At 66.5% G+C, this 20,480-nt stretch carries 14 protein-coding genes and 1 CRISPR repeat array; of the genes, 8 read left to right on the forward strand and 6 right to left on the reverse strand.

All coding sequences use genetic code 11. The annotated features are described in order from the left end of the window. Positions 1-12: 12 nt before the first annotated feature. From LY12_RS17520 to LY12_RS17530, 3 genes are all read left to right on the forward strand, one after another. A complete protein-coding gene (locus tag LY12_RS17520; RefSeq protein ID WP_253858069.1) occupies positions 13-1,023 on the forward strand; it encodes a TRM11 family SAM-dependent methyltransferase in 1,011 nt (336 codons plus the stop codon). A gap of 266 nt (positions 1,024-1,289) precedes the next feature. Then, a complete protein-coding gene (locus LY12_RS17525; protein WP_253858887.1) occupies positions 1,290-1,436 on the forward strand; it encodes a helix-turn-helix transcriptional regulator in 147 nt (48 codons plus the stop codon). Between the two features lie 327 nt (positions 1,437-1,763). Then, positions 1,764-2,981, forward strand: coding sequence for a tyrosine-type recombinase/integrase (locus LY12_RS17530; RefSeq protein ID WP_253858071.1), 1,218 nt, complete (start codon positions 1,764-1,766; stop codon positions 2,979-2,981). A 171-nt stretch (positions 2,982-3,152) separates the two neighbouring features. Next, a CRISPR array of direct repeats spans positions 3,153-3,787; the repeat unit is 28 nt; unit sequence GGCTGATCCCCGCGGGCGCGGGGCGGAC. Between the two features lie 40 nt (positions 3,788-3,827). Here LY12_RS17530 and LY12_RS17535 read toward each other — a convergent pair. The 6 genes from LY12_RS17535 to cas3 are packed head-to-tail and all read right to left on the reverse strand — an operon-like array spanning position 3,828 to position 11,140. Then, complete coding sequence (locus tag LY12_RS17535; RefSeq protein ID WP_253858073.1) at positions 3,828-4,460, reverse strand: type I-E CRISPR-associated protein Cas6/Cse3/CasE; 633 nt, start codon at positions 4,458-4,460, stop codon at positions 3,828-3,830. A 3-nt stretch (positions 4,461-4,463) separates the two neighbouring features. Further along, positions 4,464-5,228, reverse strand: coding sequence for a type I-E CRISPR-associated protein Cas5/CasD (gene cas5e, locus LY12_RS17540; RefSeq protein WP_253858075.1), 765 nt, complete (start codon positions 5,226-5,228; stop codon positions 4,464-4,466). After that, entirely contained in the window at positions 5,228-6,460 is a 1,233-nt protein-coding gene (gene cas7e, locus LY12_RS17545) for a type I-E CRISPR-associated protein Cas7/Cse4/CasC (protein ID WP_253858078.1), read from the reverse strand. Before cas7e ends, cas5e begins: the two co-directional genes overlap by 1 nt. Beyond that, the gene (casB, locus tag LY12_RS17550) at positions 6,460-7,056 is read right to left on the reverse strand and encodes a type I-E CRISPR-associated protein Cse2/CasB (RefSeq protein ID WP_253858080.1); all 597 of its coding nucleotides are present in this window, start codon (positions 7,054-7,056) and stop codon (positions 6,460-6,462) included. Before casB ends, cas7e begins: the two co-directional genes overlap by 1 nt. Continuing rightward, positions 7,053-8,633, reverse strand: coding sequence for a type I-E CRISPR-associated protein Cse1/CasA (gene casA / locus LY12_RS17555; RefSeq protein WP_253858082.1), 1,581 nt, complete (start codon positions 8,631-8,633; stop codon positions 7,053-7,055). Before casA ends, casB begins: the two co-directional genes overlap by 4 nt. Then, a complete protein-coding gene (gene cas3 / locus LY12_RS17560; protein ID WP_308292151.1) occupies positions 8,630-11,140 on the reverse strand; it encodes a CRISPR-associated helicase Cas3' in 2,511 nt (836 codons plus the stop codon). Before cas3 ends, casA begins: the two co-directional genes overlap by 4 nt. 956 nt (positions 11,141-12,096) lie before the next feature. Here cas3 and LY12_RS25950 point away from each other — a divergent pair. From LY12_RS25950 to LY12_RS17580, 5 genes are all read left to right on the forward strand, one after another. Next, entirely contained in the window at positions 12,097-12,219 is a 123-nt protein-coding gene (locus tag LY12_RS25950; protein ID WP_301302801.1) for a hypothetical protein, read from the forward strand. A gap of 151 nt (positions 12,220-12,370) precedes the next feature. Continuing rightward, entirely contained in the window at positions 12,371-13,456 is a 1,086-nt protein-coding gene (locus LY12_RS17565) for an exonuclease domain-containing protein (protein WP_301302802.1), read from the forward strand. A gap of 55 nt (positions 13,457-13,511) precedes the next feature. Further along, a complete protein-coding gene (locus LY12_RS17570; RefSeq protein WP_253858087.1) occupies positions 13,512-15,005 on the forward strand; it encodes a hypothetical protein in 1,494 nt (497 codons plus the stop codon). Further along, the gene (locus LY12_RS17575; protein ID WP_253858089.1) at positions 15,002-15,817 is read left to right on the forward strand and encodes a hypothetical protein; all 816 of its coding nucleotides are present in this window, start codon (positions 15,002-15,004) and stop codon (positions 15,815-15,817) included. The genes LY12_RS17570 and LY12_RS17575 overlap by 4 nt, the downstream gene beginning before the upstream one ends. An 8-nt stretch (positions 15,818-15,825) precedes the next feature. Continuing rightward, positions 15,826-20,319: a coiled-coil domain-containing protein gene (locus LY12_RS17580; RefSeq protein ID WP_253858091.1), complete on the forward strand. Its 4,494-nt coding sequence runs from the start codon at positions 15,826-15,828 to the stop codon at positions 20,317-20,319. Positions 20,320-20,480 lie beyond the last annotated feature (161 nt).

Consider the following 20,480-nt stretch of genomic DNA (forward strand, 5'->3'; position numbering starts at 1 on the left):
GTGCCTGCCGCCATGACCCCACAGCCGCCGAACGAACGCGACCAGCACTGCGACGCGCACACCGACGAGGCGACCATGCCGATCCCACGCACCTTCATCGACACCCTCCACGCCAACCCTGCCGACAACGATGCACCCGGCGCAGGTGAGCTGCCCGTGTCCGTGTGGACGACCGCGCAAACCTCGCCGGCGAACCAGCGGAAAGGCCGCTACGTGGCCGGAACCACGGCACACCCTGCCAAGATGCTTCCCGCCGTCGCCGCCCACGCCATCGAGCACTACACCCGTCCGGGCGAGCTCGTGTTCGACCCCATGGCCGGAGCCGGCACCACCCTCGTCGAAGCCCTCCACGCCGGACGGCGCGCCCTCGCCGTCGAATACGAACCCCACTGGGCCGCCATCGCCCAAGCCAACCTCGAACTCGCCCGCCAACGCGGACACAACGCCGACGCCCAGGTGGTACACGGCGACGCCCGCCAACTCCCGCACCTGCTGCCCGAGGAGTACCACGGGCAAGCTGCCCTCGTCGTCACCTCACCGCCCTACGGGCCCTCCACCCACGGCCGCGTCGCCACCGCGAGCACCGACTCGGCCGACGGAAAAGTCCACAAGTACCACCACCGCTACGGCAACACCCTCGACCGTGGAAACCTCGCCAACGTCGGACACCACCGACTCCTGTCCGGCTTCACACGCATCCTGGCCGGAGCCGCGAACATCCTGCGTCCAGGAGGGCACGTCGCCATCACCGTGCGCCCCTGGCGCGAGCATGCCGAACTGATCGACCTGCCATCACAAATCATCGCCTGCGGCCACGCCGTCGGACTCGAACCCGTCGAACGATGCGTCGCGCTCCTCGCCCGCGTCGCCAACGACACGCTCATCGCCCGCGGCAGCTTCTTCCAACGCGACTTCATCCGCAAACAACGCGAACAAGGCCTTCCCCTCCACCTCATCACGCACGAAGACGTCATCATCCTGCGCCGCCCTCTCGAACCCACGACCGCCGTCCGCGCGCGATGACGAGAAACGTCAGGGCGTGACAGCAGCGACGGTCCATCAACGGCGTCGACAGCCACCGCGTTCGAGACGCTCCGAACCCACAGCACCTCGGCCTGTGGCGGCCACCCCGTCCTGCGAGCCAGCTTCATCACAAGGAGGCAGACATGCACGAACTCGACGCGCCTGACACTGCGGCTGCCGCATCACCTGTGAGACACGGCAGTGCCACGCGGCGAACGGGAATGTGGGAACTCGGTAGCACCACGGACTTGATGACCGCGGCGCGCATGTTGGGTATCGGCCGCACGACGGCCTACCGCCTCGCGCGTAACGGCGAGTTCCCCTCGCCGATCGTGCGAGTGGGCCGGACTTACCGTGTCGCCGTCGCCCCGCTCCTGACACTGCTGGGAATCAGTGAAGAGCCTCATGGCTAAGACTTGCCCTCTGGACGCCGACGAGCGTCCATAGCGGTCGTTCCACACGACCCCTGCTGACTGCCGGAAGGACTCCATCCGATGCCACCCGTTGCTTCGGGGACGATATACAAGCGGTGCCTGTGCAAGGACCCGGAAACCGGACGAACTTGGGGAGCGGCGTGCCCGAAACTGAAACGCCGCAGCGGTGCATGGAGTTCTGACCACGGAACTTGGTACTTTCAGGTCGAACTTCCGCGAACTCATGGCGGAGCGCGTCGAACCCGACGGCGCGGGGGATACGCCTCCCAAGCCAGCGCCGAGGCCGACCTCGAGCAAATCTGTGCCGTGATCGACACTGCCAAACCCCACGGAGACGCCGCGCTGGCCACAGTCGGCGATCTCATCGACGCTCGACTGCAAGCCCGCGAACCCATACCCGACCCCGCCGAGACCGCAGCACAGCTGACCCGTGCTGGCAGCGACTCGCTGACCCAACTTCCGACCGTGGGGGAGTGGCTGCACACCTGGTTGGACAGCCGCAAGACCCTGCGCGGCAAGACCCGCATATCCTACGAATCCCACCTGCATCTATGGCTCGTTCCCCACCTGGGACACCATCGACTCGACGCGCTCACCGTCGACCACATCTCCTGCATGTTCGACGCCATGGCCGAACGCAACGACACCATCACGGCCGCCCAAACGAGCTCCGACGACGATGTCCGCGCCAGCGTACGAGGAATGCGCGTGATGGGACCGGCGACCATGCAGCGCTACCGTGCGACCTTGCGCGCCGCGCTCAACGCTGCCATCCGCGCCCAGAAGATCACGTTCAACCCGGCGTCTTTTGTCGAGCTGCCATCCGGCCGCCGCCCGAAGGCGTTGTTGTGGACCGCCGAGCGGGTCGAGCGTTGGCAACGTACCCGCGACAAACCCTCCCGCGTCATGGTCTGGACCCCCGAACAGACCGGCCGCTTCCTGGACCATGCGGACGGCCACCCGTACTACTCGTTGCTGCACCTGATCGCCTACCGCGGTCTACGGCGAGGTGAAGCGTGCGGGTTGCGATGGTGGGACGTCGACCTGAACCGGGCCACCATCACCATCAGCTCGGCGCTCGTCCTGCAGGGGTGGCGTGCCGAGTTCGGAGAACCGAAAAGCGAAGCATCCGGACGTGTGATCGCGCTCGACGACGCCACCGCCGAGGTTCTGCGGGAACAGAAGCGCCACCAGGACCAGCAGCGTCAGCGCGTTGGCGAAGACTGGCAGGACAACGACCTCGTATGCAGTGAACCCAACGGTGCACCGCTGCACCCGGCGAAACTCACCGATGCGTTTCGCGCCATCGCCGACGGCGCGGACCTGCCGCCGGTCCGCCTGCACGACCTGCGCCACGGGGCAGCCACCCTCGCCCTGGCCACCGGCGCCGACCTGAAACTGGTGCAAGAACTCCTGGGCCACTCGTCCATCTCGGTGACCGCCGATACCTACACCCACGTGTTACCCGACCTGGCACACAAAACCGCCGAGCAGGCCGCCGCCCTCGTACCGCGTGGGAGGTGAAGGAGCCCCGGCGGTGGCCCCCCGATAGCACGTGGCTTCGGTTAAGCGAGCGGAGCGGACGGCAGATCGGGTGCGGGCATCGCCATCGACTCATGCTGATCCCTCGTGTTGCAGGCACCCGCGCGTGCGGGGCGGACGCTGCCGACGTAGTTCGGGAAGTGGAACGTCGCGGGCTGATCCCCGCTGGCGCGGGGCGGCGTGTTGTCACACACCACGTTCGTCACCACCCGCGGCTGATCCCCGCGGGCGCGGGGCGGACCGGTACGCCCGGACGTTCTTGGGTGCCGTGGCCGGCTGATCCCCGCAGGCGCGGGGCGGACGTAGGCGCCTTCGGAATCGGCGCCAAATCCGCCGGCTGATCCCCGCGGGCGCGGGGCGGACGTGACAAGTCGAGTACCGAAGTTGGCTAAGTGCGGCTGATCCCCGCGGGCGCGGGGCGGACGGTCTGTCTATCCGCTGGGTGCGTGACTACGACGGCTGATCCCCGCGGGCGCGGGGCGGACGATCGTGGCGGCCGAGGTGCCCTGGTCGTGGAGGGCTGATCCCCGCGGGCGCGGGGCGGACGCGGCCTGATTGAGGGCACGATCTGCTGGAGCGGCTGATCCCCGCGGGCGCGGGGCGGACCACTGGGACCCCGGCCACTTCCCGTGGCGCCGAGGCTGATCCCCGCGGGCGCGGGGCGGACGGACTTCCAGCTCCGCAAGATGCGGCTCCTCCGGCTGATCCCCGCGGGCCCGGGGCGGACTCCCGGACGTTCTCCAAGTCGATATCTAGACCCGGCTGATCCCCGCGGGCGCGGGGCGGACACTTGTTGACCTGGTGGTTTGTTGGCCGGTTCGGCATTTTTCATTCAGTTTTGAGGAGGGCGATGGAGAGGAGTCCTAGGCCGTAGGCGCGGCCTCGGCCGATGCCGTGGGTGATGGCGTCGAGTGCGGTGTCGCGGTCGGTGACGGTGGCGGTTCCTTCGTATTGCGCAAATCGGTGCACGATCCGTGGTGTGTTGGGGGTTTTGCGGCCGGTGATAGTGCCGGTGTGGGTGATGTGGGTCGTGTGGAGTTCGAGGCCGCGGCTGGGGGCGCGTTGTTTCCACCAATCGAGAGGGTCGTCGCCTGGTTGGATGATGGGTTTGTGGCCGTTGTAGCGCACGGGTGTTGCGCGGAGGCGGTAGCGCACGCGGACGCCGGTGTCGAGTTGTCCGACGAGGTTGTCCATAGGTTTGGTGGCTACCGCGCCGTAGTTGCTGGGGAGGCGTTCGGGGTCGGGTTGGGTGAGTGATTGGACCAGGAGGATGTGGTTGTCGCGGGTGGTTTCGAGCCGATGGAGGGTCGCTGAGGTTTGGCGGGCGTTGTCGCCGAGTTCGGGTGGGCAGGTCAGCGACAGCACGGTCTGATGCAGCTTGTGGGCGTTGCGGACATCGCGCGCGGCGGCGCGGCTGCGGGGGTTGAGCACGATCTGGGTGAGGGTTGGGGTAGCGAACATGGGTCAGGTGGTCTCCCGTGCGAGTGCGTCGAGCCATTCGTCGCTGTAGCCGGCGCAGCCGGTGGCGGGGAGGTGTTCCCACCACCGGTGCATGGTGTGGCTGGTGTGGACGGGGTAGAGCTCGGTGGCCCCGGCGGGGCGGACGGTGTCGACGGTGGTGACGGTGTCGCGGTCGTGCGGTGGGGTGTCGGCGAGGAACTCGATCCGCACGCTGTCGTCGGCGTTGGGCTTGCGGCGATGCAAGGGCAGGTGGCGCAGCAGTCGGTTCGGGTCGTCGGTGGTGCGGCTGAGGATGAGCGGACTGGTGAGGGGGAAGGCGCGGCGTCCGCAGTACGGCGCCCAGTGTGGTGCGGCGAGCCAGTCGGAGATGGTGTCGAGGCTGAAGGCCCGGTCGTCCATGCTGGTGAGGGCGATCGTGAAGGCCGCGTCGGCGAGGTACTCGCGCCAGCTTTGGATGGTGCCTTTGCCGTGGGTGCGGTAGGTCTCGTTGGAGGTGATGGCGGTCCGTTCCCGGGGCTGTCCGCCGCCGACAGTGTGGTAGTCCGTCCGGCGTGCTCCGGGCCTGTCGACGCGGATGGTGACGTGGAGGGCGTCGGACAGTGGAGCTAGGTCGCCGCCGCGGGGGATTCCCCCGGCGGCGGCGAGGAGCCCGATCAATCCGGTGCGGGTCGGCCAGGGTTCGGTGGCGCGTTGCTGCCATAACCCGGAGGTCGCATAGGACTGCAGTGGTGCGTCCAGGTGCAGCACCAGCAGGTCGGTGGTGGGCATCAGGCCGCTCCTGCTGTGTCACGCGCGGCGGCTGTGTCGGAGGCAGCGTCCGTGGTGGCACGAACGAGGTCGCTGATGCCGGTGTGCAGTTCGCCGAGGTTCGCGGGTTCGTCGGCGCCGGCGGCAGGGGAGATGGCGTGGCCGTGCCAGTGGGGGTGCTCGCCGGTGAAGGCGACCATGCCTTTGTTGTAGCGGTCGAGCTGGGCGACGGCGCGTTCGAGGTAACCGTTGCTGGAGGGGCGTAGGGCTTTCTCGAACGCGGTCACCAGCGACAGGGGCCGGTCGGTGACGGTGGTGTAGACGAAATCGGGCCAGGTGTGCGCAGCGGTCACGTTTTGCTTGCCGGTGGGCAACTCGCGGCAGAACGCGCGGGCGAACACGTCGACCAGTTGAAGGGCGCCGTCGAGGTCAGGCGCGTCCTCGGTGCCGAGGTTGGCCGCGAGCCGGTCGACGTTGACCGTGGCGTAGCGGTACATGGTGCCCGAGGTGTATTCGGCGTCGCCGATGTGCGCAGCACCGCGGGAGCCATCGTCGAGATAGTCGTCGACGGTGGCGAAGAAGTCGACCTCGTCGGTGGTCGCGTTCACGGAGATGGCGTGGGCCATCTGCACGGCGCCGTCGACCTGGCTGCCGGGCAGCTCGGCGACGAACCGGCCCAGGAGCGAGATGACAGGGTTGCGGGTTTCGAGCGCGGGGAGTACGGCGGCACCGTCGAGGACGGTGACACGTTCGGGCTGCTCGTGCTCGCTATCGCTGGGTTTCGTCGCCTTCCTTCCGCTCTTCTTGGGGGTGGGCAGAGGCGTCGCGACGATCGCGTCGTGCTGACTGTCGCAGAGCGCGACGAGTTCGTCGAGGGCGGCGTCCGCGACCCAGAGCATGATGTTCGATTCGTCGGTGTCGGGGTCGGGTCGTAGGCCTCCCTGCTTGGACGCGGACTTCGCGGCGGCGCCCGCGGCGGCGTCGAGCACGGCCCGCCCGGCGCGACGGGCATCGTCGCCGTTCCACCCGGCCGCGATGAGTCGGTCGGCGATCTTCGGCGCGAGACGCCGGGTGCGCCATGTCGACGCGCCCAACTCGGTTTCGATGGCATCGCGGATGGGGCGCTTCCAGGCCTGTGATGAGACACGGGCGCGGACGACGCCGCCGTACTCGCAGGTTTTGGGCGCGCCTTCACGGTCGCGGTTGAGGTTGCTGTAAGGAAGGGACTGTAGGGCGTGGATGGTGACGAACATCAGACGTTCTCCTTCTCCGCGGTGTCAGCCGCGGGGTCGGCAGGATGAGTAGTCGGGGCGTCGGTGAGGGCGTCGATCTGCTTGCGTGCGGCATTGGTCAGCGTGGCGCGGTAGTAGTCGCGGGCCCAGCGAGCGGCGACGGTGTCGCCGCTCCAGGGCCAGGCGTCGACATCACAGGTGAGGCGGACCCAGTTCACGCCGATGCCTTCGGAGCGGAGGGTGCGGACGGTGCGGGCGACGTGGCGGTGCACGGTGCTTTCCCGCTGCCGGCACAACACGGTCAACAGGCGTTGCGTCGTCGACTCAGCCAGCACCTTGCGGACGCTGGCGGTCGCCAAGGACACGCCCAGGTTTGCCGGTGGTGGTTGCGTGGTTTTGGTCTCGATCGCCATCAGCGAGGCGATCATGTACAGGGTCCGAGCTCGGTGGCTGGTTTCTGCCTCGTGTTCGGTCCAGGGGATGAGGTAGGCGTGCATCCGTGTCGGTACCCGAGCAACGTCGAGGTTGACGCCTCTGCGTAGCACGGTGCGCGCAGCCGGGTTGTCCAGCACATCGACCATGTCGGCCACGAATTTCTGTGCGGTGTCGAGTTTCACGCTGCCCCCTCGGTCGTCGTGTTCGTGTCGCTGGGTTCGTGCTTGACGATCCAGGCCGCGATCTTCGTGCGGGCGGTTTGCAACGCGCCGATCGTGGCCGGGCTGCTGCGGCGGGCGTCGGCGATCTCGTCGAGCAACGGCCACGCCACCGCGAGAAACGCTCGCCGGGGCTGGTCGAATTGGCGCTGTTCGAACCGGCGCCAGAACTCGACCTCGGCGGCGCTCCAGTAGCGGGCGGTGAACACCTCGGTCCAGGGGTTCGGGCTGTTCGGCCTGTCACCGAGGAGGCGTTTCCAGGCGGCGACGAGCTCGCCGGTCACCTGTTGCTCGACGTCCGCGGCGGCGGCCGTGAGCTCGGCGACCCCGTCGGCGGCGTCCGGGTCATGTTCCGGCAGGGCCGCCAACACCGGCGGTGTGGTGGAACGAACCCGCGCATGGTCGACGGCTTTGCCCCGTTCCTGGACGATGCCCACGGCTCGGATGCGCAGCGTGTCGAGCAGCTCGTCGGGCGCGTTTGCCAGCACGCTCGGGCGTTGCGTGGTCTCACCGTCGGCCAGTAGCGCGTCGAGATCACGCCACACAGCCCGGTCCCCCCGCGCGGGTGCCAGCGACCACGTCACGCCCGTGGTGGATTTGCGGGCTTGCATCATGGCGTGTGGGTCTCGTGCTGTCAGCGGTCGATCGGTCCCGGAGGGCAGCTTGTAGGCCCACGTCAGGAAGCAGTCGACCACGTTGGACCCGGTGTCGTCGGGCACGAGCAGCAGCGCGTGCCGCGATCGACCGACCAGCAAGTCCGCCGGCCAGGTCACCGTCGGCAGGATCGTCGGTCGCTCGGCAGGCAGCTCGGTCTCCCACGGAGCCGCGTCGACTGCACCGTCGCGGCCTACATCGTCCGCGCGGGCGATCGTGGCCTTGTCGTGGTGCGAATCGGGTGGAGGCGGGGGCATGCCCGCGATCAGCGATTCGAACAGATTCTGCCCGAGAGGGTAGTAGGTGATCGCCCCGCGCAGCGGTGCGTCGGCCATGTGATGGTCGGCGTAGCCGCTGACGCGGCGCGTGCCGCCGGTGCCGCCGTTGCCGTGCGCATGGTGATACAGCAACAGCTGCACCGCTTGCGCCGAGGGGATCGACGGGGCATGGCTGGCCGAGGTGTGCACGAACCACACCGGCGTGTTCCCTCCGGGCCGTTGCGGATCCAATTTGGACACACCCACCCGTCCGGCCTGCTCGGCCAGTCGAGGGTCCTGCATCCACGGCCGCACCGGATCGAACAGATCCCAGCACCAGTCGGACAGGTACTCATCCAAGTCATCGACATCGAACTGCCCGGTCGCCAGCACCGCGCTGCGTCGCGCCTTCCACTCCGCAACCGGCAGAGCCTCGTCGAGCCCGGTGACGCGCGCGGCGATGGTTTCCAGCAATCGCCGTACCGGTGCCTCGGCGATCGGTTGCGACACTCCGATATCGGCGATCTTGTGCGCCGAGGCGAAGAGTTCGCGTATCCCGAACGACCCGGGTCGGCCATCGAGCATGGTGACATCCACCCACGGTTGCTGGGCCACATCGAACGAGCTCACGGGGTGTCCTTCCTGCCGGTTGAGGTGACGAGGCCGAGCTCGTCATCGAGGTCGAGGCCGCCGCGTCCGGAACCGACATCCAGCACCCGGGCCGAGGCCAGCGGCCCGTACCGCGACCATGTCGACGGTGGATCACCGAGGGGTCGCGTGTGCTGCACCGCGACGGGGAGCGCCGCGTCCACCAGTGCGTCCTGTACTACCCGCTTCTTCGGACGGCCGTCGGGCCAGGGCATCCATTCCTGCGGCCCGTGCCGCAGCCATTGGTGGCCGTGCTCATCCGTGTAGCGGGGAACGACGAGGTCGGTATCCACCCCGAGACGGGTCAACGCGACCTCCGGAGTTTCCAGCGAGGTCAGCTGATGCAGCTGATCGACCATCCGAGGGCGCGGGATGGCCGCTGTCTCGGCCGTCGCCTGGTCCTCGGCAGCTCTGTTGTGTCGCGCTGCGGCGCCGGCCTCGGAGAGCAGCGTGGGGCTGCGGTGATGTACCTGTTGCACGAGCTCGTCCACCTCGCCGGGCACGTCGATGCTCTCGCGCCGGTCGAGCAACGCAGCAGTGGCTTCAAGTTCGAACCGGTCGTACACCGCCTCCCACTCCGGCGGCTGCGGCACCGGCGTATGCACCCACAAGCGCGGCGTCTCGTGATCAGTCGGGCGCGGTCGGTCGTGTCGATGCAGGCGGCCCGCCCGTTGCAGCAGCAGCGCCATTGGCGCGAGACTGCTCACCATCACATCCGCGTCCAGATCGAGCGCCTGTTCCACCAGCTGAGTCGCGACCACCACCCCGCCACGGTTGGCAGGCCCCGACTCCCTGCCGAAGCGGGTCAGGACGTCCTCGGTGGCGGCACTGCGTTGCCACCCCGGCATCCGCGCGTGCAGCAAGGTCACCGGCATCGCGGCCGGAACCGCGTCACGAACCCGCCGATACGCCTGCTGGGCCTCGGCGACGGTGTTGCACACCACCACGACCGACGCGCCCTCCCCTGCCCACAAGGCCACATCCGGGAATTCCGTGGACGTGTGCACGTGCAGTGTCCGCCCACCCAACGACGCCATCTCCCCAACCGCATGGTCACCCGGCAGGCTGCGTTCCCCAGCGGTGTCCACGAACGACCATCCCGGGTACGCCGGACGCTGCACCCCGACGCCGTCGACGTCGACACCCGCGCCGGACAGATAGGCCCGCTCCAACGCCACGTGCAGGTGTGCGGGCAGCGTTGCCGACATCGCCACCACTGGAACACCGAGGAATCCGCACCACTCCAACAGGCGAGCCAACAGCCCCGCCATGTAGGGATCGACCGAGTGCACCTCATCGACGAGCAGCACTGAGTTCGCCAAGCCCGTCAACCGCAACGGCTGCCACTGGGCCCGCAACACGGCCCGCAGCACCGTGTCGATCGTTCCCGTCGACCACGGCGCCAACCCGGGACGATGCCGATTCTGCTGCAACCACATCGACGCCTCCGCCGCGTCGGCATCACGCAACACGCGGTCGGCATCGCCATGCGCCAACGCCACCGGCGCCGACACCCCGGCACCGTCCAGGAAGCCCCGCAACCGGCGCCGCGCCTCGGTCGCCGTGGACCGGGTCGGCAACGCCACGTACACCCCGCTGCGTCCCGACACCGCCGCCAGTCGCGTCGCCGCCACCAAACCAGCTTCGGTCTTACCCACACCCGTCGGCGCCGTAATCGTCACCAATCCCGCCCGGCGCGGACGGAAATCCCGCTCCACCGACGTTTGCAGCGCGTTCGGCGCGTAACCCCATGCTCCCGCCACCGATGCTCCGGACGGAATCTGCGGAGCCGACAACCCCGCGCTCTCAACGCGGTCGAGCATCCGTTCGCGAGCCACGGCGAACCGGCGCTGCGGATCGACAAGAGCGTCTCGCTGTTGCTCGACGATGAACTGCGTGTCCGAGGACAGCCAATCCGCCATGATCACGATGCCGGTCAGCAACGGCACAACCTCGGCAGGCACCTGGTCAGGAAGTCGTGCCGGGCCTCCTAGGGCCGCGTGAACCGCTGCCACGATCTCACCGCGAACCGCATGCCACCGAGGGCCATCGGAATCGCCGGTCATCTCGGCTTTGGCGGCACGCGTGTAGTCCTGCCGCCGCAACACCGGGTACGAGCCGTGATGGCCCGCCACGGCCAACGCGGCCATGAACTCCGCCGACGCCGCCAACCCGGCCCGCGTCAACCTGGGATCCAACAACAGCGGCAGCACGGTCGCCGCCGCCCAGTCATGGCGCACGTACCCGTGCCGCGACCGATCCCACTGCTGCTGAAACGACACGGTTGCCTTGCCCACGTCGTGAAGCCCTGCCAGTTCCACCACCAGCTGCCTCGTCATGTCCTCGTCGAGGTCAAGACGCTGCGCCAGCCAGCGCCGCACACCGCGCCCGATATGCCGATCCCACAACGCCGACGCCGCACCCGCCGCATCCACCAGATGCCACACCAGCGGATACGGCTCGTCCAAGCCGCGCTCTTTGGCCCACACCTCAAACAAGTAACCCCCAGCAGATTATACAGCTAAGACACTTCGCTGTGAGGCGAACCATAACAGAAGCAGCCGACACATGCCCAGCGATCCCGTGGGTGGCGGGCTAGTCTGAGACAGCTGACAGGCTCCCGCCGAGCCACCAGGCTCGGATCAGCCGTGTCTGAGCTGGATACGATCCCCCGCCCAGCACCCCGGTCGGCCAAATCCACCAGGGCGCAGGGATGCACGACCACCAGTTGCCGACTGCGGCGCCTACGAAGCCGGCGTAGTCGGCGGTGCAAACTGAATGCCAAACGCCCAACAACTCCAGAGAGCCCCAGGTCAAGAAGTGTCCGCCCCGCCCCCGCGGGGATCAGCCTACGGTGTACCGGTCCGAAAACTCCGGGTTGTCGTCCGCCCCGCCCCCGCGGGGATCAGCCGGCGTTAGCCGGCTTCGTCGGGTCAACCACAAAGTCCGCCCCGCCCCCGCGGGGATCAGCCGTACACGCCTTCGCGGGTGCTGGCGTCCGGGAGCGTCCGCCCCGCCCCGCGGGGATCAGCCGACGGCCGGGACGAGGAGGGGTGTGAAGCAGAGGGTCCGCCCCGCCCCGCGGGGATCAGCCGTCATACGGCTTAGTCGCCTTGCCGCTCTTACTGTCCGCCCCGCCCCCGCGGGGATCAGCCGGGACACGGCAAAGACCCGCTGGTTGCAGCGATGTCCTCCCCGCGCCCGCGTGGATCAGCCGCAGCTCGTGCACGCCGAGCACGCGTGACATGAGTCCGCCCCCGCCCGCGGGTTTCGCGATCAACCGCCGCACCGCGACCCGACACCTGACTCGGCTCGGACCCGCGCAACGTAAATTCATCGACTCCAGCGGCGACCAGGCAATGGCGGCGGCACCTCCGCAGATCCGGTTCTGGGACGACAACCCGAGCATGTTGGATCTCCTCGGGTTCGAGGCGTGGTGGAGTCGATGCTCGGCGACGTTGATCGCCGGGCACGAGTCGTCGCCAACGTGGCCACCACTCTGCGCGAATACGCCCACGCCATCCCCCTCGACGACCACGACACCGTCGCCACCCTCTACGGGGTCTGACCTGGATTCGATGCCTGGCTGGGGCCTGGCTCTACGAACCGTAAGCATGTGTCTCTCGCTCGCCGGGTGTGCGCCGGCGGTATGCGTCCGTTTGTTGTACGTCTGCTCGGAGTGAGCCAAACTGTCGGACCCTTGTGGTTACGTGGCGAACATGGACGAATCCGCAAGGTCATGGGCTGATGGAGCCATCGCGGCGATGGACGTGGAGACGACGGGCGTCGATCCACGTCGGTCTCGGCTAGTCTCAGCCGCCGTCGTGATGATTGCGCCTACAGCGCCGGGTCGGGGACGTGAGGTCAAGACGTGGCAGTGGTTGGCCGACCCCGAGGTCGAGATTCCCGTCGAGGCCACCGCCATTCACGGCATTAGTACCGAAACAGCCCGTCGGGACGGGCGCCCTGCAGCCGAAGTCATTGCCGAGGTGGCTGCGGTGTTGGGGGAGGTGTGGACGCCTGTCGTGCCGCTGTGCGTGTATAACGCGGCCTTTGATCTGACTCTGCTGGATGCCGAAATGTCCCGGCACCAGGGTCGCAGCCTGCCGCTGTCGGGACCGGTGGTGGACCCACTGTGCATTGATCGTCATCTCGATCCTGGGCGTGAGCAGCGGCGCAGGTTAAGCGATGTGTGCGGGCATTACGGAGTACTGCTCGAGGGAGCCCACACCAGTTCGGGTGATGCCTTAGCCGCGGCGCGTCTTGCGTGGAAGATGGCCAGGGTATTCCCAGTGGACGTGGGCTCTCCAGCGCCGCACGTCCTGCACGAGGCCCAGGCTGCGTGGTATCGGGCCACTAAAGACGCCCATGCCGACGAACGCGACCGGCGAGCGGCACATGCGACAGCACGCGGTGACCACGTCGCGGCCGGGAAGCTACGAGCAAAGGCCCAGGGTGTCCGAGCTTCTGCCGAAGCGTGGCCTGTGTTACCGGTGCGTACGCCGACACAGTCGGCGCCTGGTCGTAGCTCGTCACCCGGCTCTGGCCGCATGGGGAACTCCCATGCTCCGTGGACTGCAGATGAGGACACCGACCTGCGTAAGAAGTGGCTCTCCGCCGATCCAGTGGGTGCCGCCGCCACGCGACGTGAGCAGATCGCGTCCGATTATGGGCGGACGCCTGGTGCGATTCGATCCCGCCTGTTGAAACTGCGCTGCGACCCCGAACGTCCAGGTCACACCTGCGACGAGGACCGTGCCACCGAACTGGAGAAGGCCTACGCCGCTGAATATGGCCGTGTCTGAGTGTGCGGGCAATGCGGCCTGGCGATGCCGATCTGTGTGAAGCGGGGTGAATCGAATGTCGGACGCTGGGGTTCGGGGACGCGACACGCTGGGCTTGGCGACGCGGGTAAGAGCGCTCGCCGTGGCCGCTCCTGTCCTTGACCTGGAACGCCGGAAGGCGCTGCTCACATCGGGCGACTGGGCCCCCTACCAGATGGAGGAGCTGGCCCTTGCCGCGATCGACACGGTCACGTTGAGAATGGATTTCGACGATGGCGCCCAGCACGAGGACGTCGTGGCTGCAGTGGCGCGTGTGGCGGAGCTTCAGATGCCACAGCGTGATCGCGATGAACACGTTGATGTGGCACGTTGGGTTCTCGACAACCTGGTGAACGTGGGAACGGTTGACCGCGGCTTCAATCATGTCTACGGCGTCGTTGTCGACGACGCTTATACCTCCCACATCTACTCCTTCAAATTGTTACGTGAAGTCGCGGGACCCGATGGAAAGCCGCGGCTGCGTGCTTCGAATGAAGCAATCGCGGTTCTGGTAGGAGCAGTCGATATCGATATTGCCTCTGAGCAAGTTGCTGCGGACGCCAAACTTGAAGCCTTGGTGGGCCGTGGACGGCTGGTCGATGCCCATCGTGCCGCAGAGATGGCACTGCGCCGCACTGTGCAGTACGCCGAGCACATTCGTACGCAGTTGGAGGGAATGCGTCGTGATATCCGCTCGGTGGATTGGATAGGCGATGTGCAGCATGTGCAGACCGAAGCGTTAGATCACATCGAGGAGCGCATCAAGGCTGAGAGCACCATCAAGGACAACCTGGTCCAGATCATGGAGAACAGTACCGAGGACGCCGCTCCAGGCCAGGCTGCCGAGCTGATTGAGATTCTTGACGAATGTTTGCAACGACACGCTGCGCTGCAAACAAACTTGCAGGAGATCGGCGACAGATTCCGCGCGGAACAGGAACGACAAACGTTCGTGCCGCCGCCCCGTCGATCCTACGTCGACATCGGCCGCCAGCTGTTGGAACCGGTGCTGTGTCTGTCGACGGAACAGGCCTATCCGCTGATAGACGAGTTCGCCACGGCGGCCGTTCCACCACATCGCCCCACGGTCATCTACCTCCCCGACTTGGTGGCCAACCTTATGGCGTTGCCGGCCGAGCATGACAGCGACGACAACCTGATTATCGACCCAATATTCGGTGACCGCGGCGACGACGACACGTTTTCCGACCAGCAGTACGCAGCTGTTGAATCCCTGCTGCGGCGCGCTGACGCCGACGGGATTCGCTTGTCAACCCTGCTTACGCTGGCACGCGGCACGGATATGGGTGGGACTGGTCGAGGGCGGATCGATCACCTGCTGGCACTGCACGTGCTGGGCCTGTTCGGCGCGCCACGGCATAGCCCCGAGACCGACACGATCTTGGCTGCATCGGCCGATGCGCGCACGTTGGATGACGAGACCTTTGCCGGCAACGACTTGCTGCTAACACGCTACTCAGTACCGATCTTTCCTTCGAACGACGACGCAACGGAGGCCGACCGAGCATGAGCGATATCGACGATACGGCCGCGGTGAGTAGGCTGCTGTCCTTCGGTTTCCGGCCGGGATTGACGCCGCCGCGCAATGCCGAGTACGCCACTTTGGTGCAACGCTGCCATACCGAGCCGGCCTTCGCGCAACGGCTGCACGCAGCAGCGCGAGGGTTCGATCTCACCGTCGTTGCCGTGAACGCGCGGGCCGGTCTCGTGCTCGGTGCGACCGCCGAGACACATTTCGCGGCCAGCGTCGCCGAACACATCACCAAGCCCGCTGACCGGCCGATCGCGGCACTGGCTCACCTGGCCATCGCGGCGCTCGCGTTCTACCGCCCCGAGGACCTTGACGATGAGGTCCACGTTGGCCGAGTCACGGTCCGGCACGTCGATGAAATGGTCGAGCATGCCACGACAGAACTGGAACGCCGAGCCATCGAGGCCGGTGACGACGATGGGGTTCCCGCCGACCAGCCAGACCTAATCCAACTGTGGCGCTACTACCAGCGTCGGAACCCGGTGGGGCTCACCGACGATGACCGAGCCCACTCCAAAAGTAGACGCGCGATCATCAAGCGAGTAGCCGAGTACCTCACGAACAATGGCATGTTGCGGCGCGCGAGCACGGAAAACGGCGGAACCTATACAACGACGGCCCGCTATCAGATTCAGGTGCGGGAACTGGCTGGCCAGAAGATGCTTGGCGAACTGGCCGCACTCGGCGTGACCGTGGCCGCCGATGGAAAACCGACCTTCACCACGCCGGAACCACAGTCCAGCGGCACCCCCGATGCCGCGAGCGCGCCGTCCGCCGATCCAGGAGCCTGATCACAGAGATGTATGAGCTTAACCGCGCGCGCCTGTACAACATCGGCCCGAACGGAGCGCGCTACGACGACGTCCTGCTGGACCTATCGGGTGGTGGCCCGCCCATCGCCGCTGGCGCGTTGATCCCGTCGCCGAGCCAGCTGATTCGCCGACCCGCGCTGGCGACGTTGTTGGTGTTGGAGAACGGCGGCGGGAAGTCAGTGTTCATCCGGATGTTGCTGTCGACGGTGCTGCCCGAGCGACAGTCCCGGAGGGGCCGTGACGCGCTGCGAGCCTACGTGGTGTCGACGACATCTCCCTCGCACGTGGTCTTGGAATGGGTGAATGTCCGCGACGGAGGCACGCTGCTAACCGGCCAAGCGCTCGCACCGGGCGCAGATGGACGGGTGGATCGACTGTTCTACTCCCTCAGCCCCACCGCGGGGACGACCCTGTCGACACTGCCGTTCGCGGAGAACAGGCGCCGACTGACGCTCAATTCCTTCCACGATGCGCTCAAGCGACTCGACCGCAGCGACACGTCGCTCAACATGGCATCGGAGACACGTCAAGGCGAGTGGGAGAAGCATCTGCGCAGACTTGGTCTGGAGCCTGATCTGTTCGCAGTGCAACAGGCGATGAACGTCGATGAGGGGGATGCGGCAGAAGCGTTCAAAACCACCACCGGCCGCCAGTTCGTGGAATGGCTCCTGAGTAAAGCGTTGGACACCGAGAAATACAGGGACCTGGGCGACACGTTCGGAGCATACGCCAAGAAAATCGGTCAGCGTGAACAGATGTTGCTGGAACGCGAGTTCTCCACAGCCATGGCGGAGGCCGCGCAGAAGCTGGCGACGTGCCGCGCGGAGCAGGTCGCGACAACCACGGCAGCTCAGGCGGCCGCGACAACCCTGGGCCGGGTGGCCTCCGAGATACAGGTGTCAGTCCAGAAATCAGAGGAAGAGCTGGCACACTATCGTAGCGAGTTGGAAACGACGAAAACGACGCTTCACGAGCGACAACAGCGGCGTGATCACGCCGATGCGCGCAACAAAGAAGTCATCCGTAGAACCCTCGCGCTTCGCGCAGACAATGCCAGCTCCCGCGCTGTGGAAATTGGACAGAGTCTCACGGATAAGCGCGCGGAGCTCGATGCCTGGAGGCTAATCCCCAAGGTCTTGGAGGCGAACACCGCGCACGAGAAGTACCGGGTCACCAGCGAGCTGCTGGACCAGGCCGAACGTGCGGCCGGGGCGGCCCAGCTCCTGCGTGATCGCGCAGGAGCGCAGCTTGCCGGAGCTTTGCAGCGTGCTGAGCAGCGCTGCAGGCAGCTGGCAAACGAGCTCGCCGACAGCGAGGCGAACGATAAGGCGGCGGCCGCCGAGGCAGATCGCGCGGCCAGCACCTGCGAACAGCACGCCATCAAGAACATCGTCACCGCGCAACACTTGACTGCACAAGTCGAAGGCGTGCAGACCCGCGTCGAACAGGCGCGCGAGGCTGGCCTCCTGGAGAACGACGAGACGGTTCCCGACGCCGATGCGCGCCTACTAAGCAACGCAGAGGAGGGCGCCGCGAAGGCAGCACGGCTGCGTGATGCCCACACGCACCTTGAACTGGAAACCCGCCAACTTGGTGAAGCGGCCAACCAGCTGATCGAACCCGAGATCACTTCCCGTAAAGCGGCCGAGGAGGCTGCAACGGCAGTAAGCAAGCTGGACACCGCCGCGCGCGAACTCGCCGCTGAACAGCTCGTGCGCGAGCTTGCCGAACTCGACCACGACAAGGGCGTGCCCGGTGGCGACGCCGCACTGTGGATAGAGACAAACGCGCCAATGCTACGAGGTCACGCCGAGGCCATCCAGGCGTCAACGCGTGACCAACTCGATGCCCTGAACGCCGACAACAAAACCGATCAACGGCTGATCGATGCCCTCACCGTCGACAACGACGCGCTTCTCCCGCCACGCGAAACGGTCGAACACCTGCTGCAACTCCTCAGCGAGCACGGTGTTGACGCCACCCCGGGCTGGCGGGCTCTCGAACAAGTCGTGAACCCACGCCTGCATGGCGAGACCATCCAAGCCAACCCCGCACTACTCGATGGCATCGTCGTCACAGACGAAACCCAACTGGTTACCGCGCAGGAAGTACTTACCGAAGCACGTCCGCTACCTGGCGCCGCCATCCTTGTCACTACAGCCGAGTCATTGGGGAATGGGCCGGCGGCAGCCGGACCGGGCTTCGTGGTGGAGCCAACGCCCGCCATGCACGATCCGACAGCTGCTACCGAGCTCCGGCGCGATGTCGAGGCCCGCATGGCGGATCGCAACGTCACCATCGCCGACCTTGCCGAGCGCCATGCGCACGCGCTGCAGCTACGCGATCGGCTCGACACCTGGATTCGCGACCACCCGGCAGGCGACGTGGAACGACTCCGGTCGGCGGCCGAAACAGCCGCGGCTGATGCCACCGATGCCAAGGCCGCCCTCGACGCCGCCCATGAGGCGCACACGCAGAGTGTCAGCGCGCTTGACGAGCACGTCATCGTGCTGAAAGACGCCGAGGCGGCCGCTGTCGACGCTGCCAACATCGCAGCATCGATGACGCAGCTCGCCGCCGACCTCGTCGAAGCCGACCAGTGCCGCCGACAGATCACTGAGCTCGATGAGCAAACCAACCAATACCGCAATGACGCAGGCGAGCGCCGCCAGCAAGCGGAGGCACTGCGCAACCAAGCGACGGAATCCGCAGTCCAAGCCGAATCGTACCGGCGCGACGGCGCAGTGTATGCGCAGCGACTCAAGAAGGTGGTTGTTGGCAACGAGGTGCCCAACGCCGATGTGGATGACGGGGACCTTACAGCGCTCGAGATCGCCTACGAGAACGCTGTAGCCGGATTCCAAGCCGTCGAAGTCGGCGAAGATCTGCGGCAACGCGTCGATACCGCGCAGAGCGAGATGTCGATCGCCGACGCGGCCCTGCAGGACGAGCCCACCCACATCGTCGCCAGGGCTCGACTTCTCACGGGGACGTCAGAGGCGGGTAACGAGGAATCCCGCGAAGCGGCGAAGCGGCGACTCGGCCGTGCCGTCGCAGCGTTGGAAACCGAACATGAGACGCTGACCCGAGAAATCGGCCGCCTCCAGGGGGAAACGATCGCAGCCAGTCCGCCGGGGGAGACCCAGTGGACCAACTTGGACGCCGAATGGACGCCATCGAACCCCGACCACGGTGCGACCCTTGCCGAACGAGCGGCGGTCGCACTCAACGATGCTGAGGCTCACCTCGCCGCGGCCGATGGGGCGCACCAATCCGCAGCTGGTCAGCTCGCACGTGCTCAAGCCTCAACCCGCGAGATGCAACTTATCCACGGCAGCCTCAAGAACACGGTGCGCAAGCTCGACCTTCCCTCAGACGTAAAACCCTTCACGGGCACGGCTAAGGACGCCCAACACGCGGTTGACGAAGCGACACGGGCGTATGCAGAGGCATCAGAACGACTGAGCGAGGCCAATCAAGGCGTTCACGAGGCTGTCGCCGGTTTCCGTGATGCTGCGAACCAGAACCGGTTCACCGAGCTCAAGGCCCCGGTTTACAAGCAACTCACCGACATCGACAAGACGGCCCTGATCGAGCGCTCCGACCAATGGGCCACACAGCTGGCCGCGCGGGCCGCAAGCCTTACCACCGACCTTGAGGACTCCGAGCGTCACCGACAACTCCTGATCGACCAGCTCCAACATCATGTCGGCGAGGCCTTGGCCCTGGTGGAGAAGGCAGAGCGGCTTTCCCGCCTTCCCGACATAGCCGGAAAATGGGCTCGGCGCAAGATCCTGAAGATCGGATTCAGCAAACCGGACGCACACGTCCTCGCTGGCCGCATCGCCGATACTCTGGACGAGAACGCTCGGAAGCAGGCGGCCCTACCTGGCCGAGACCTCGTCTTGCGCTGCGTTGGTACGGCCGTGCCACGCGACTTCAAAGTTGAGATCCTCAAACCCGACTCCGCCGGCCGCGCCGAGTACGCCTCCATCAGCGACATGGCGAAGGTGTTCTCCGGCGGCCAGGAACTCACCGGTGCCATCATGCTGTACTGCACGCTCGCCGCACTCCGCAGCAGCGCGCGAAGCACCGCCGGCCGCAACCGTATGGGCGGAATGCTGATTCTCGACAACCCGATTGGCAAAGCCAGCGCCGATTACCTACTGACCCTGCAGATAAACATGGCCGCGGCCCTCGGCGTCCAACTGATCTACACCACCGGAAGTATGGAAGACCGAGTCCTTGCGACCTTCCCGTTGTGCATCCGACTACGGAACGATGCTGATCAGCGCACCGGGACCAGGCATCTGCACGTCACCGACCGGGTTGTCGGCGAGCATCTATCTGACGACGATCCTGTCACAGGCCAAATCACTGCCGCCCGGCTGTTGATTAAGGATCAAGCCTCCACCATCGCTTCGGAGCCCGGCAACGTCGCGAACGAGGAAGGACACAACGAGATGGCCGACGAGCGGTGAGCGCGAGCTACGGGGCAGCGGAGTGGCAACCGTTATCAGAATCAGCGACCCATCTGTCCGCTGTCCTCGACGGACGGCCGGAACGACGCGCCGAGCACGGTGCGATACTTGCAGCGTTCGCTCAGGCATGTCCAGCCACCGCCGGTACTACGCAAGGCCGC

Source organism: Prauserella alba (assembly GCF_024171735.1).
GTDB classification, from domain to species: Bacteria; Actinomycetota; Actinomycetes; order Mycobacteriales; family Pseudonocardiaceae; genus Prauserella; species Prauserella alba.

Excerpts from the sequence above, each read along its gene's own strand:
- LY12_RS17525 (WP_253858887.1), top strand. The coding sequence starts at position 1,290 with ATGTTGGGTATCGGCCGCACGACGGCCTACCGCCTCGCGCGTAACGGC.
- cas7e (WP_253858078.1), bottom strand. The coding sequence starts at position 6,460 with ATGTTCGTCACCATCCACGCCCTACAGTCCCTTCCTTACAGCAACCTC.
- LY12_RS17580 (WP_253858091.1), top strand. The coding sequence starts at position 15,826 with ATGTATGAGCTTAACCGCGCGCGCCTGTACAACATCGGCCCGAACGGA.
- cas5e (WP_253858075.1), bottom strand. The coding sequence starts at position 5,228 with ATGCCCACCACCGACCTGCTGGTGCTGCACCTGGACGCACCACTGCAG.
- LY12_RS17570 (WP_253858087.1), top strand. The coding sequence starts at position 13,512 with ATGTCGGACGCTGGGGTTCGGGGACGCGACACGCTGGGCTTGGCGACG.
- LY12_RS17535 (WP_253858073.1), bottom strand. The coding sequence starts at position 4,460 with ATGTTCGCTACCCCAACCCTCACCCAGATCGTGCTCAACCCCCGCAGC.
- LY12_RS17520 (WP_253858069.1), top strand. The coding sequence starts at position 13 with ATGACCCCACAGCCGCCGAACGAACGCGACCAGCACTGCGACGCGCAC.
- LY12_RS17565 (WP_301302802.1), top strand. The coding sequence starts at position 12,371 with ATGGACGAATCCGCAAGGTCATGGGCTGATGGAGCCATCGCGGCGATG.
- LY12_RS25950 (WP_301302801.1), top strand. The coding sequence starts at position 12,097 with ATGCTCGGCGACGTTGATCGCCGGGCACGAGTCGTCGCCAACGTGGCC.
- LY12_RS17575 (WP_253858089.1), top strand. The coding sequence starts at position 15,002 with ATGAGCGATATCGACGATACGGCCGCGGTGAGTAGGCTGCTGTCCTTC.